The 13,731-nt window shown below is 72.6% G+C and carries 12 protein-coding genes; 9 read left to right on the top strand and 3 right to left on the bottom strand.

The window, feature by feature from the left end:
• Nucleotides 1-93: 93 nt before the first annotated feature.
• Nucleotides 94-903: a CPBP family intramembrane glutamic endopeptidase gene (locus tag QFW96_RS29020; RefSeq protein ID WP_281458935.1), complete on the bottom strand. Its 810-nt coding sequence runs from the start codon at nt 901-903 to the stop codon at nt 94-96.
• Between the two features lie 123 nt (nt 904-1,026).
• Here QFW96_RS29020 and QFW96_RS29015 point away from each other — a divergent pair, with 123 nt between their 5' ends.
• The gene (locus QFW96_RS29015) at nt 1,027-1,398 is read left to right on the top strand and encodes a hypothetical protein (protein ID WP_281458934.1); all 372 of its coding nucleotides are present in this window, start codon (nt 1,027-1,029) and stop codon (nt 1,396-1,398) included.
• A 238-nt stretch (nt 1,399-1,636) separates the two neighbouring features.
• Here the strand turns inward: QFW96_RS29015 and QFW96_RS29010 are convergent, their stop codons facing one another.
• Entirely contained in the window at nt 1,637-2,419 is a 783-nt protein-coding gene (locus tag QFW96_RS29010; RefSeq protein ID WP_281458933.1) for a DUF2470 domain-containing protein, read from the bottom strand.
• Between the two features lie 345 nt (nt 2,420-2,764).
• Here QFW96_RS29010 and QFW96_RS29005 point away from each other — a divergent pair, with 345 nt between their 5' ends.
• From QFW96_RS29005 to QFW96_RS28975, 7 genes are all read left to right on the top strand, one after another.
• Complete coding sequence (locus QFW96_RS29005) at nt 2,765-3,646, top strand: hypothetical protein (protein ID WP_281458932.1); 882 nt, start codon at nt 2,765-2,767, stop codon at nt 3,644-3,646.
• Nucleotides 3,643-4,848, top strand: a complete 1,206-nt coding sequence (locus QFW96_RS29000; RefSeq protein WP_281458931.1) for a fumarylacetoacetate hydrolase family protein — start codon at nt 3,643-3,645, stop codon at nt 4,846-4,848. Before QFW96_RS29005 ends, QFW96_RS29000 begins: the two co-directional genes overlap by 4 nt.
• Before the next feature lie 4 nt (nt 4,849-4,852).
• Entirely contained in the window at nt 4,853-5,536 is a 684-nt protein-coding gene (locus tag QFW96_RS28995; protein WP_281458930.1) for an IclR family transcriptional regulator, read from the top strand.
• Nucleotides 5,537-5,708: 172 nt separating this feature from the next.
• The gene (locus tag QFW96_RS28990) at nt 5,709-7,217 is read left to right on the top strand and encodes a cytochrome ubiquinol oxidase subunit I (protein WP_281458929.1); all 1,509 of its coding nucleotides are present in this window, start codon (nt 5,709-5,711) and stop codon (nt 7,215-7,217) included.
• A gap of 9 nt (nt 7,218-7,226) precedes the next feature.
• On the top strand, nt 7,227-8,234 hold the full coding sequence (gene cydB, locus QFW96_RS28985) for a cytochrome d ubiquinol oxidase subunit II (RefSeq protein ID WP_281458928.1): 1,008 nt from the start codon (nt 7,227-7,229) through the stop codon (nt 8,232-8,234).
• On the top strand, nt 8,231-11,521 hold the full coding sequence (cydD, locus tag QFW96_RS28980) for a thiol reductant ABC exporter subunit CydD (protein ID WP_281458927.1): 3,291 nt from the start codon (nt 8,231-8,233) through the stop codon (nt 11,519-11,521). The genes cydB and cydD overlap by 4 nt, the downstream gene beginning before the upstream one ends.
• Nucleotides 11,522-11,577: 56 nt before the next feature.
• Nucleotides 11,578-12,726: a GAF domain-containing sensor histidine kinase gene (locus tag QFW96_RS28975; RefSeq protein ID WP_281458926.1), complete on the top strand. Its 1,149-nt coding sequence runs from the start codon at nt 11,578-11,580 to the stop codon at nt 12,724-12,726.
• Here the strand turns inward: QFW96_RS28975 and QFW96_RS28970 are convergent.
• On the bottom strand, nt 12,723-13,187 hold the full coding sequence (locus QFW96_RS28970; protein ID WP_281458925.1) for an Rv3235 family protein: 465 nt from the start codon (nt 13,185-13,187) through the stop codon (nt 12,723-12,725). The genes QFW96_RS28975 and QFW96_RS28970 overlap by 4 nt on opposite strands.
• A 111-nt stretch (nt 13,188-13,298) precedes the next feature.
• Here QFW96_RS28970 and QFW96_RS28965 point away from each other — a divergent pair, with 111 nt between their 5' ends.
• Entirely contained in the window at nt 13,299-13,682 is a 384-nt protein-coding gene (locus tag QFW96_RS28965) for an HAD-IA family hydrolase (RefSeq protein ID WP_281458924.1), read from the top strand.
• Nucleotides 13,683-13,731 lie beyond the last annotated feature (49 nt).

Genomic DNA, 13,731 nt, shown 5'->3' with positions numbered 1-13,731 from the left:
TAATCGTCGCTGATCACACTCGATTTCGATGGATCATTAACTTTCCTGGCGACTGAACCGGCGATGCGTTGCGCGCCGCGCCGGAATCCAAGATCACGGGAGCCAGTCGACGTGCCCCCGCAGCGCCGCGTAGCCCACGAACGCGACCACGTCGATCAGCGCGTGCCCGACGACGAGCGGCACCAGCCGGTTGGAGCGCTGCCAGATCCGGCCGTAGACCAGACCCATCACGACGTTGCCCACGAATCCGCCGAAGCCCTGGTAGAGGTGGTAGCTGCCGCGCAGCAGCGCGGCCAGCCACAGCGAGCGGTTCTCGCCCCAGCCGAGCTGCCGCAGCCGGGTCAGCACGTAGCCGACGATCAGGACCTCCTCGGCGAAGGCGTTGCCGAACGCCGACAGCACCAGCACCGGCGCCCGCCACCACGCGTCGGTCAGCGTCGAGGGCTGAACGGTCAGGCTCAGGCCGAGCGCGTGCGCCAGCAGGTACAGGCCGAGCCCGGGAATCCCGATCAGCGCGGCCAGTCCCGCTCCGCGCAGCGCGTCATTCCCCAACCGGGTGCGGTCCAGGCCGACCTTCCGCAGCGCGATCCCGCTGCGCCACAGCAGGAACGCGCCCAGCGCGCCCCACGAGATCAGCCGCAGCACGTTGACCAGCTGCGCCAGCATGTCCAGCAGCCCGAGATCGGCTCGCGGCTGGTTGATCGCGACCTGCTGCTGGGCCAGCGGCATCGGCTGCAGCAGCGCGTCCAGCAGGGAGATCAGGCTCTGCAGGCCCGACATGCCCAGCGTGACGGCGAAGACCACGAGCAGTTCGATGCGGATCGCCTTGCGCTCCGCCGGATCGGTGAACTCCTGGGGCTCATCGGGGCGTGTAGGGCTCAGCCAGGCGCGCAGGATGCTCACCGGACGCACCGTACCCGCAGCGGTGCCGTCGTCGGATGCCCGTCGCGACTGGTTTTCGGAGGAGCGGAACCGCTGAGGGCTCCCGCTCCGTCGCATGAGTGTCGCCGACGCGAGAGGGTGCGCGTGGACGTTTACGTGTGGGGAACGCAGGAAGCCGAGCCGCTGGCGGAGAACCTGCCGGCGCTGGCCATGCGCGTGCTGCGGGAGGTGCGCGACTTCGACTCGATCAACTGCGCGCTGGGTGCCACGGACTTCTTCGGCATCCGCGACGGGCTCCTGGTGGAGCTGCAGTACGCGGAACCGGGCGGTCTGCAGGTCCGGTTCTCCGACGGGCTGACCGAGGGCCAGGCGTGGCGGGTGGCGCACGCCTTCCTCTGGCTGGTCACCCGGCAGCAGCAGATCGCCGAGGCGGTGCTGGTCGGCGAGGACGGCTCGCTGCGCTTCCGCCACGGCCGCATCACCCGAGCGACGTGGTTCTCCGACGAACTCACCTGACGGGACAGTTTTCATGAAAACTGTCCCACCCCGAACCCCAACACCCCTCACCACCGACGTTCGGTCGTGAGGGAAGTTTTCATGAAAACTTCCCCCACCCAGGGGTCGATCCCCTCAGGGGGAGACGTCGTTCGACGGGGACAGTTTTCATGAAAACTTCCCCATCTCGGGACGGGTTCGGGGTGGGTGGGTGTTTCGTTGGTGGTGACAGTTTTCATGAAAACTGTCACCGATCTCGTCAGGAGCCGTTGCGCTGCTGGGCGAGGAAGGGGCAGCCGACGAGGCGGCGGAGCTCGAAGCCGAGGCGCTCGGTGGTGTCGGCCGGTCGGGAGAAGCCCAGCCGGACGTCGTGGTCGCCGTCGGAGGACTCCACCCGCAGCCGCAGCCCGTAGCGGTCCAGGCCGAGCGGCCGGATGTGGCCGCCGCGCAGCTGCTCCGGCAGGTGCCGGGCGAGCAGGCCCACGACGTCGCGGTGCGAGAGCTCCAGGTGCCGCAGCCAGTCGTCCTCGAAGGTGCAGAACGGATCGGGCGTGGCGGCCTGGAACTCGGTCGGGTCCACCGAGTCGGTGCCCTCGGCGTCGGCGAGCACGATCGAGGCGGACTCCAGCCGCAGCACGCTGGCGCCGTGCCCGGCGTCGAGCAGTCGCGGGTCGGGCCGGTCGTCGACGATGGAGAGCACCTCGTGGTGCGCCTCCTCGGGGTCGAGCAGCCGCAGCCAGCCGGTCAGCCACAGCAGGCCGCGGACCGGTTCGCGCAGCCGCACCGGGGTCGGGTCGGCCACCTCCAGCACCGCCGCGAGCTCGCCGCGCGGGGCGTGCCAGCCGGCGGCGACCAGCGGGTGGTCGTCGGCGAGCAGCACGGTCGCGGTCCCGTCCGAGTGCACGTGGTGCAGCAAGGGGGCGACGCGGGCCGAGACCTCGCCCGACGGCAGCAGCGCGGCCTTCCCGCCGCGCTTGGCAATGCTCCTGGCTCGCTCCGCCACGCTCGGCCTGGCCGGCTTGCGGATCGTCTTCTCGCCCACCTGCTCACCTCCAACTTAGGCAAGCCTAACTTAAGCTGAAGCGCGAGAAAAGCCCCCGTCCCGGTGGGCGGACCACGGGTTCCGGGCCTCGAACGCGCTGCGGGGATCCCCGCCGAACCCCTTACTACCAGGTGCGACGGTGGCGTGGGGAGCCGACCGGACCAGTGAGCGCAGGTCCGAGCGGGTGGTTGTCCGGGAGGAACCACCCGGGTGGTGGGTGGGGTGACTACGCAGGGGTGCATGATGTCCGCCAAACTCGTCCCAGGGAGGCGCATATGACCCGGTCAGACGTCCGTTTATCGGGCATCTTTGTTCACTGGCCGCAACGGCACTAGCGTGTCCACCGTGTCAAGCGCTGTTGAGCTTCGCGCGCCAGGTCCGCGCGGCATCCCACCCCTGTTCGCCCGACTGGTCGATGACGCCGCGCTCTTCCCGCCCGGAAACCGCAACGAGGTGGCCACCCCGGTACCGCAGGCGGTCACCGACCACCTGGACGCGCGGGCCGGCGAGTTCGCCGGCCTGCTCGGGCCGATGCTGTGCCAGGCGTCCCGGCTCGCCGAGCTGATCACCGAGCTGGCCAAGGCCAAGCCGTCCTCGCCGATCCCGCTGTCCCTGGTATGCGACACCGGCCTGGGCGGCGTGCCCAAGGCCCTGTCGATCATCGAGGGCAGGCAGGAGCTGCTCGCGCTGCGGATGGTCGAGATGCCCGCGCCGTCGGACGTCGACGACATCTGGCTGGAGCGCGTCTCGGAGTTCGTGCCCGAGGACATCACCCGCGTCGTCGAGCCCCGCCGCGGCGGGGAGGGCTGGTTGGACGGCATCCGCCGCGTCGCCGAGCACGGCTGCTGGCCCAAGCTGCGCACCGGCGGCCAGACCGCCGAGGCCGTGCCCACCGTCGACGAGGTCGCCGAGTTCCTCGCCGTCGCCGGATCGCTGGACGTCCCGTTCAAGGCCACCACCGGTCTCAACGCCGCCGTCCGGGGCGAGGACCCGGAAACGGGATTCACCCATCACGGTTTCCTCAACCTGCTCGTCGCGACCGCGCGCTCCCTTTCCGGCAAGGATGTGCGGGCGGCGCTGGAAAGCACCGACGGCGCCGCGCTGGCCGAGGAGGCCCGCTCGCTGTCCGACGACGCGGCCAACGCGGTGCGCGACGTCTTCGCCTCGTACGGCTCGTGCTCGCTGAAGGACCCCGTCGCCGAACTGGAAGGATTGGGGTTGCTTTGAGCTGGATCGAGGACGCGGAGTTCGCCCCGGACAAGCCGTTCGGGCCGCAGACCCTCCCGTACGGCGTGCTGGTCACCGGCACCGGTCCGGTGGTCGCGGTGCGCGTCGGGCGGCACGCCCTGCCGCTGCGGGGCATCTCCGGCGAACTCGGTCCTCGGCTGGCCGACCTCGTCTCCGGCGACTCCCTCGATCCGCTGCTCGCGGCGGGCCGGGACGTCTGGCGCGAGCTGCGGGAACGGCTCACCGGCATCGTGACCGCCGATCGCGCCCCGGCCGGGGCCGAGCTGGTGCGCACCGACTGGCACACGCTGTCGATGCCGTTCACCGTCGGCGACTACGTCGACTTCTTCGCCTCCCGGCACCACGCCGAGAACGCCGGTCGCATCCTCAGCCGGGGCGCGGCGCCGCTGCCGGAGAACTGGACGCACCTGCCGATCGGCTACCACGGGCGCGCCGGGACGGTGTGCGTGTCGGGCACCGACATCCACCGGCCCAGCGGCCAGCGCAAGGCGACCGGCGACGCGCACCCGGCGTTCGGCCCCACCCGGCGGCTGGACTTCGAGGCCGAGGTCGGGTTCGTGTGCGGCGGTGAGGCCGCCGCGCGCATCCCCACCTCGGAGTTCGCCGACCACGTCTTCGGCGTCGCGCTGGTCAACGACTGGTCGGCCCGCGACGTGCAGGCGTGGGAGTCCAAGCCGCTCGGCCCGTTCCTGTCGAAGTCCTTCGCGACCTCCGTCGCCGGCTGGATCACGCCGCTGGAGGCGTTCGAGCACGCGCGCGTCCCGGCCCCGCCGCCGGAGCACCCGCTGCAGCAGTACCTGGTGGAGTCCGAGCCGTGGGGCCTGGACCTGCGGCTGGAGGTGCGCTGCAACGAGACGACGCTGTCGCACCCGCGCTTCGCCGACATGTACTGGACGCCCGCGCAGCAGCTCGCGCACCTGACCGTCGGCGGCGCCCCGGCGCGGCCCGGTGACCTGTTCGCCTCCGGCACCGTGTCCGGGCCCGAGCGCGAGCACCGCGGCTGCCTGCTGGAGCTGACCTGGGGCGGATCGGACCCGATCACGCTGTCCGACGGCGAGCAGCGGACCTTCCTCCAGGACGGCGACCGGGTGACACTGAGCGGTAGCGCGCCGGGTCCCGGCGGCTCGGTCGTCGGGCTCGGCGAGGTGACCGGCACGGTGCTCGCGGCGGCTCGGAGGTGACGCGATGGCCCAACCCGATCCGACGCACGTCCCGCGCCTCCCGCACGAGGTGCCCGCGGGCACCAAGGAGAGCTCGCTGACGCTGGAGCGCGGGTTGAGCCTGCTCCAGGCGGTGGCCGACGCGGAGAGCGAGGCGCCGACGATCAGCGACCTGGCCGCGCGCATCGGCGTGAGCCGCGCCGCCGTGTACCGGCTGCTCGGGCCGCTGCAGAGCCGCGGGCTGGTGCGGCGCGAGGGGTCGCGGGTCCGGTTGGGTCTCGGCGTGCTGTGGCTGGCGGGACGGGTCCTGCCGCAGCTGCGGGTCGCCTGCACGCCCGCGCTGCGGGCGCTGGCGGAGAAGGTCGGCGCGACCGCGCACCTGACCGTCGCCGACGGCAGCGAGGCGCAGGCCGTGGCGGTCGTCGAACCCTCGTGGACCAGCTATCACGTGTCCTACCGGGTGGGCACGCGCCACCCCATCCAGCGCGGTGCCGCCGGCCGGGCGGTCGACCTGCCCGCGGGCGCGCCCCGGTGGATCTCCAGCAGCGGTGACCTGCAGCAGGGCGCCTTCGGCGTGGCCGCGCCGGTGCGCGGGGTGCCGGGGCTGCGCGCCAGCGTCGGAGTGGTGGCGCTGCAGCCGATCGCCGCCGACGAGATCGGGCCGATGGTGGTCGAGACGGCGGAGACGGTCGCCGAAGCCCTCCGGTGACCGTCCGCTTCGGACGGCGCCACCTGATCGTTCGGGTGTTTCGTCCCCGGTGGGCGTCGAGGTCGCGCTGAGTGGATGAGGACCTAGGTCCCGCTGAGGTCGGGACGCTCGACCGGGCGATTGGGGGCCCTTGCCTCTGCGCGCGCACGCGTGCGGGCGGCAGTGTGGGGGCGTGGATCTGCTCGACATCGCGCGCTGGCAGTTCGGGATCACGACCGTCTACCACTTCCTGATGGTGCCGCTGACCATCGGACTGGCGATCCTGGTCGCCGGGATGCAGACGGCCTGGTACCGCACCGGGAACCGCCGATACCTGAAGATGACCAAGTTCTGGGGCAAGTTGATGCTGATCAACTTCGCCATGGGGGTGGTCACCGGGATCGTGCAGGAGTTCCAGTTCGGCATGGCCTGGAGCTCCTACTCCCGCTTCGTCGGCGACGTCTTCGGCGCGCCGCTGGCGATGGAGGGCCTGCTGGCGTTCTTCGTCGAGTCGACCTTCCTCGGCCTGTGGATCTTCGGCTGGGACCGGCTCTCCAAGGGCGTCCACCTGGCCTGCGCCTGGGCGTTCTCGCTGGCCACCGTGCTCTCGGCGTACTTCATCCTGGCCGCCAACTCCTGGATGCAGCACCCCGTCGGCATCCGGATGGTCGAGGGCAAGCCCGAGCTCATCTCGATCTGGGCGGTGCTGACCAACTCCACCGTCCTGGCGGCCTTCCCGCACACCGTCTTCGGCTGCTTCGCCGTCGCGGGCGGCTTCCTCATCGGCATCGCCGCCTGGCAGATCGTGCGGCAGCGCAAGCAGGCCGACAGCGCCGGCGAGCCCGTTGACGAGGAGGACCGGCGCGCCTGGCACGGATCGATGCGGCTCGGCGCCTGGGTCGCGGTCGTGGCCTTCGCCGGGCTGGCGATCAGCGGCGACATCCAGGGCAAGCTGATGTTCGACCAGCAACCGATGAAGATGGCCTCCGCCGAAGCGCTGTGCCACAGCGAGGCGCCCGCCAGCTTCTCGATCTTCGCGGTCGGCGACGTCAGCCGCCCCAACTGCGAGGACGTCAAGAGCCTGACCGTGCCCTACATCCTGTCGTACCTGGCCGAAGGCGACTTCACCAGCGAGGTCGACGGGGTCAACGAGCTCATCCCGAAGTACCAGGCCGCGTACGGCACGCACTACCCGGACGACCCGCGGCTGGGGCAGTTCGCGGGCCAGCCGATCGACTACCAGCCGCTGCTGCCGGTGACCTACTGGGGATTCCGGTTCATGATCGGCTTCGGCGGGCTGGCCGCGCTCGGCGGCGTGGCCGTGCTGTGGCTGACCCGCAAGCAGCGGTTCCCCCGCGGCAAGTGGTGGGCGCCGCTGGCGCTGCTCGGCATCGGGGCGCCGTTCGGCGGCAACATCGCCGGGTGGGTGTTCACCGAGATGGGCCGCCAGCCGTTCGTCGTCGCGCCCAACCCGAACCCGTCCGGCGTGGACGGCGTGTACATGTACACCGCCTCCGCCGTGTCCTCCGGCGTGACGCCCGGCGAGATGCTGACCTCGGTGATCAGCCTGACCGCGCTCTACGGGGTGCTGCTGGTCGTGGAGATCTTCCTGATGATCCGCTTCTCGCGCGGCGGGTTCGACGCCGTGATGCCGCCGGAGAAGAAGTCCGACGCCGACGAAGCCCTGTCCTTCGCGTACTGAGAGGCCGAGATGGATCTCCCCACCTTCTGGTTCCTCGTGATCGCCCTGCTGTGGCTGGGCTACCTGTTCCTCGAGGGATTCGACTTCGGCGTCGGGATGCTGCTGCCGATCCTCGGGCGCGACAACACCCAGCGCCGCGTCCTGATCAACACCATCGGGCCGGTCTGGGACGGAAACGAGGTGTGGCTGATCGTGGCCGGTGGAGCCACCTTCGCCGCCTTCCCCGGCTGGTACGCGTCGCTGTTCTCCACCGCCTACCTGCCGCTGCTGGTGCTGCTGCTCGTGCTGATCGGGCGGGGTGTCGCCTTCGAGTACCGGGGCAAGGTCGACACCGACCGCTGGCGGCGCACCTGGGACGCGGTGATCGTGCTGGCCTCCTGGATCGCGCCCGCGATGGTCGGACTGGTGCTGTCGGCCAACGTCTTCGGGCTGCCGCTGGACGCCAACGGCGACCGGGTCGGAGGCTGGTGGACGATCTTCAGCCTGCCCAGCGTCGTCGGCGCGATCGCCGTGGTCACCTTCTCGATGCTGCACGGCGCCGTGTTCCTCGCGCTCAAGACCGAGGGCGAGATGCGGTTGCGCGCCCGCCGGTTCGCGCTGCGCGCCGGCCTGCCGCTGCTGCTGCCGGTGGTCGCGCTGGTGCTGCTCGCCCAGTTCCGCGAGGGTTCGGCCTGGACCTGGATCCCGCTGGTGATCGCCCTGGCGGCGGGTCTGCTCGGTCTCGCCAGGGTCGCCGCCGACCGGGAGGGGCAGGCGTTCTTCCTGCAGGCGGTCGCGCTGACCGGTGTGGTGGTGACGCTGTTCGGCTCGCTGTGGCCGAACGTCATCCCGTCCACGGTGGACCCCGCGTTCTCGCTGTCCGTCGAGGACACCGCCGCCAGCGATTACCCGCTGATGATCATGACCTGGGTCGCCGCGTTCGGCACCCCGGCCGTGCTGATCTACCAGAGCTGGACCTACTGGGTGTTCCGCAAGCGCATCGGCACGAAGCACATCCCACCGGTGCACGCGCCGTGAGCGGCCCGCTCGGCGCCCTGCCCCGGCTGTCCGGGTCGACGCGGCGCGCGCTCGTCGTCGGCGGACTGCTCGCCGCGGGCAACGCGGTCGCGCTCATCGCGCAGGCCTGGGCGATCGGCAGCGCGCTCGCCGACGTCGTGGTGCGCGGGGTGCCCGCCGCCGAGATCGGCGACCGGCTGGTCGTGCTGGCCGTCGCCGTCCTCGCCCGCGCCGCGCTCGGCTGGGCCACCGAAGCGGTCTCCGCGCGCGCCGCCGCCGGTGCCAAGGAGGAACTGCGCGCCCTGCTGCTCGACTCCGCGCTGCGGCGCGGCCCCGAGTGGATCGGCAAGCGCGGGCCCGCCGAGCTCACCGCTCTGGCCACCCGGGGTCTCGACGCGCTCGACGCCTACTTCACCAAGTACCTGCCCGCGCTGGTCACCGCCGCGATCGTGCCGCCGCTGGTCGGCGCCTGGATCCTCTGGTCGGACTGGGTGTCCGCGCTGGTCGTGGTGCTGACCGTGCCGCTGATCCCGCTGTTCGCGTGGCTCGTCGGCCGCTACACCGAGCAGCGCACCGCCCGCGCGACCGACGCCGAGCACCGGCTGTCGGCCCGGCTGCTGGAGCTGATCCGCGCCCTGCCGGTGCTCACCGCGTTCGGCCGCGCGCGAGCCCAGCGCGAGGTCGTCCGCAAGGTCAGCGAGGAGCACCGCCGCAGCACCGTCGCCACGCTGCGGATCGCGTTCCTGTCCGCGCTGGTGCTGGAGCTGTTCTCGTCGCTGTCGGTGGCGATGGTCGCCGTCGGCATCGGTCTCCGCCTGGTCTCCGGTGATCTCGACCTGGCGACCGGGTTGTTGGTGCTGGTCCTGGCCCCGGAGTGCTACCTGCCGCTGCGCGCCGTCGGCGCCGCGCACCACGCCAGCGAGGACGGCGTCGAGGCCGTCCGCCGCGTCGACGAGATCGTGTCCGCCCCCGAGCCGGCCGGGTTCGCGGTCACCGGGAACCCCGACGACGAGCCCGGTGTGCTGCGGGTGTCCGGACTGCGGGTCCGGCGCCGCGACGCGTTCGTGCCGGACGGGCTGAGCTTCACCGCGCGACCCGGATCCGTGCTGCGGCTCGCCAGCGGCGACCTCGGGTCCGGGGACATCGGTTCGGGGGACATCGGCCCGAGCGGCAGCGGGAAGTCCACCGTGCTGGCCGTGCTGCTCGGCTTCGCCCACCCCGACTCCGGTGTCGTGACCTGCGGTGGAGCCACCCCCACCGTCGAGGAGTGGCGGCGCCGGGTCGCCTGGGTGCCGCAGCGCCCGACGTTCACCGGCGGCACGGTCCGCGACGAGCTGCTGGTCGCCACCGCCGACCAGCCCGACCTCGCCGACCACATCGACGGGACGCTGGCCGACGCCGCCGCCGGGCACCTGGCCGACCGCCGCATCGACGAGCTGTCCGCGGGCGAGCGCCAGCGCGTCGCCGTCGCCCGCGCCCTGCTGCGGCTGCGCGGCGACGCGACGTTCCTGCTGCTCGACGAGCCCACCGCGCACCTCGACGCGGCGAGCGCCCAGCGCGTCGACGCCGCCGTCGCCCGCGCCGCCCAGCGCGGCGCGACCGTCGTCCTGGCCAGCCACCGGCCCACGTCCGAGAGCACCGGACCCGAGACCGCGGCCCCGGAGGTCGAGGCACCGGGCCCAGCGGAGACCACCGCGCGCGGCCGACTGCGCGACCTGATCGGCACGCGGACGCTCGCCGGTGCCGCGCTCGGCGCGCTGTCGCTGCTGTCCGGACTCGCGCTCACCGCCACCTCCGCCTGGCTGATCGCCCGAGCCTCCCAGCAACCGCCGATCCTGACCCTGTCCGTCGCGGTCGTCGGCGTCCGCACCTTCGCGCTCTCCCGTGCCGCGCTGCGCTACCTGGAACGGCTCGTCACCCACGACGCCGCCTTCCGCACCGCAGGCGACCTGCGCGAACGGCTGTGGTCCGCGCTGGTCCGGATCGGTCCGGTCCGCACCGCCGGACTGCGGCGCGGTGAGGGCGTGGCCAGGCTCGTCGACGACGTCGACGAGGTCCGGGACCAGATCCCCCGCGTCGTCCTCCCTCCGCTGATCGCGTTCGTCGTCCTGGTGGCGGCCGTCGTCGTGCAGGCCCTGGTGCTGCCCGAAGCCGGCCTCGTGCTCGCCCTCGCCCTGGCGACCGCGAGCGTGGCGACCCCCGTCGTCGCGGTGCTCGCCGAGCAGCGCGCCAGCGCCGCCGTCGCCGAAGGCCGCCGCGTCGTGGCGGCCCGCGTGCTCGCGCTGCTCGACGGCGCCGCCGAACTGCTGGCCTTCGGCGCGCACACCCGGCGTCGCGCCGAACTCACCGAGGCCGACTCGCGGCTCGCCGCCCGCGCCCGCCGCGCCGCCTTCGGCACCGGAGCCGCGACCGCCGTGCACACGCTGCTGATCGGCGCCGCCGTGCTCGGCAGCGCCCACCTCGCCGCGACCGCCGTCTCCGACGGCCGACTGGCGCCCGAACTCGCGCCGCTGCTCGCGCTCGTCCCGCTCGCCGCTGCCGAAGCCGTCGCGCTGCTGCCGCCCGCCGCGCAGCAGTGGCGCACGCTGCGCGCCGCCCACGACCGGCTCGCGCCGCTGCTCAGCGCACCGGAGCCCGATCAGCGCCCGGCCGGGACCGAGGGCGAGATCGACCTGGTCGGCGCCGACATCGCCTGGCCCGACGGGCCGGTGGTGCTCTCCGACGTCGACCTGCACGTGCCCGCCGGGTCGCACGTCGCCGTCGTCGGGCCCTCCGGGGCGGGCAAGTCGACGCTGCTCGCCTTGCTGCTCGGATTCGTGCCGGCCGCTGGCGGTTTCGCCCGGGTGCCGGACCGCGTGGCGTGGTGCCCGCAGGACCCGCAGCTGGTGACCACCACCGTCCGCGAGAACCTCCGGCTCGCCGCACCCGGCGCGACCGACGCCGAGCTCACCGACGCGCTCGACACCGCCGGACTGCCCGGTTGGGACCTCGACACCCCGGTCGGCAGCGGCGGAACCGAGCTCTCCGGTGGCGAGGCCCAGCGGCTCGCGCTCGCCCGAGCGCTGCTCGCCGACGCCGACCTGGTGCTGCTCGACGAGCCCACCGCGCACCTCGACGCCGAGACCGCGGACGCGCTGCTGCACCGGCTGCGCGACCGGCTCCGCGGCCGCACCGTCGTGCACGTGACGCACCGGATCAGCGAGACCGCGGGCAGCGACCTGGTGCTCCGCGTCAGCGGCGGCCGGGTGGACGGCAGCCAGGTCGACGGGGGCCGGGTCCGCACCACGACCACGGCGGATGTGTCATGAACCGCACCAGCAACTCCCTTCACCGCGTGTACGGGCGCTATAGCCTCGAAAGCGTCATGGATTCCACCCTCGCCAGGCGGATGCTCACCGCGTCCACCGAGATCACCAGGGTGGCGCTGTCCGCGGAGGATCCCGAGGCGGTGCTGCCGCTGGTCGTCCGACGCGCCGCGGAACTCGCCGAAGCGGACCTCGGCGTCGTCACGGTGCGGTCCGACGACGGACGTCTCACCGTCGAAGCCGCCTACGGCGCCCCGAGCGCGACCGGCCCGCTCGCCGATCCCGTCGGAACCGTGCTCTCCTCCCGTTCTGCGGCCGCACGCGTCGCGCGCAGCGGCGTTCCCGTGGTCGTCGACGACCTCATCGACGACCCGTTGACCGCGCCGTACGTGCCCGCGTCGCTGCGGGTGTACGGGCCGTTCGCCGTCGCGCCGTTCGGCACCCGCGAACGGCGCCTCGGCGCGCTGGCCGTCTACCGGCGACGCGGGGCGTCGACCTTCAACCGCGTCGCGGTCGACGTGCTCACCTCCTTCGCCGCGCAGGCAGGTCTTGCGCTGGTGCTGGCCGAGGGCTCCACCGCCCGGCAGCGGATCGCCGTCTACCAGGAGCGCGAGCGCATCGCCCGCGACCTGCACGACGTGATCGTGCAGCGGCTCTACGCCGCGGGCGTGCAGCTGGACGTGCTGCAGCGCCGCGTCGAGGGCAGCCTCGACAGCGCCGACGCCGACCGGCTGGCCGAGACCGTCGAGCAGATCGACCAGGCCATCGCCGAGGTCCGCGCGACCGCCCGCACGCTGCGCTCGGCCGACCCCGAGACGCCCAACCAGGCACCCGCGCTGGACGACTCGATCCGCTCCGAGGTGCAGATCGCCGGTGAACTGCTCGGCAGACCGCCCAGGCTGGAGATCGACGGCGACCTCACCGACGTCCCGGTGCCGGTGGCCGACCACGCGCGGGCGGCGCTGCGCGAAGCGCTGTCCAACGTGGTCCGGCACTCGGGCGCGCGCACCGTCCTGGTGCGGGTCCGGCGATCGGAGTCCGGGCTGCGGTTGCAGGTCGTCGACGACGGCTGCGGGATCCCGCGCGACGTGAGCAAGCGCGGTCTCCGCAACCTCGAAGAACGCGCTGCCGCGGCCGGCGGGCGCTGCACCCTCGCCTCCTCCCCGGACAGCGGGACGACAGTGACCTGGGAAGTCCCGCTCGCCTAGAAGGCGCTCCGCTCGATCGGCGACAGCCGGGTGCAGACCCAGCGCTGCGCTTGCCGCTCGATGCGCAGGACCAGGGCGCGGAACCGGTGCGCACCCACGATCAGGCAGGCCTCCACCACCGAATCCCCGACCGCGCACGCGTGCACCGAGTGCAGCCGGTAGTCCGGGTGGCCGGCGCCGTGCAGCCGGACGCCGATCAGGTTCCCGAAGACCGTGGCCGTCAGGGACTCGCGCACCCGGTCCACGCGCGTGCGCCCGGCGAGCACGTCGAAGACCTGTCTGCCGATCACCGAGGCGACCGCCGTCGCGCTGCGCTGCGCCGCGTGCCGAGGACCTGGTGGTGGCTCGGTGCGGGAGCGGGGAGTCGACGCCGGACGGGCGATCGGCCTGGGCGGGAAGGTGGTTCTGGTTTGCGAGGTGGTTCTGGGCTGGGCAGCGGTGCTGCCCTGGATGGCGGTCATGGGGTCTCCTCCGTCGTCGGTTCCTCCCCCGATGTGAAAGAGGCGCGAGACCCGCGAATCCGGTCACGTTTCGGCGGGTACCACCCGATCGTGTGGCCTACGGTGCTGAACGTGGATCTGCGCGGACTGCTTCTCGACTACGCCGGAGTGCTCGACGAGCCCGGGATGGACGCGGTCGCCCGCGCGCTCCGGGCCACCGGGGTGCGCACCGCCGTCGTCTCCAACGCCGACCGGCTTCCCGATCCGGAGTTGGCGGACGGGTTCGATTCCGTGGTGCTCTCCGGAGCCGTCGGGTTCGCCAAACCCGATCCCGAGATCTACCGGCTCGCCGCGCGGCGGATCGGGCTCGAACCGGGGGAGTGCGTCTTCGTCGACGATCTCCGGCGCAACGTCGATGGAGCGGTCGCGGCGGGAATGGTCGGCATCCACCACTCGGACCGCGATTCCACGACCACGGAGCTGGAAGCCCTATTCGAGGCACGGCTGGCCCCCTGACCTGGGGTTTCACCCTTAAAGGGGGGGTGGTGTTCAGGGGGTTTTCGGG

Source organism: Saccharopolyspora ipomoeae, assembly GCF_029952525.1.
Classification (GTDB): domain Bacteria; phylum Actinomycetota; class Actinomycetes; order Mycobacteriales; family Pseudonocardiaceae; genus Saccharopolyspora; species Saccharopolyspora ipomoeae.
Note: the sequence above shows the minus strand (reverse complement) of the source record. Positions and strands in the feature narration are given on the sequence as shown.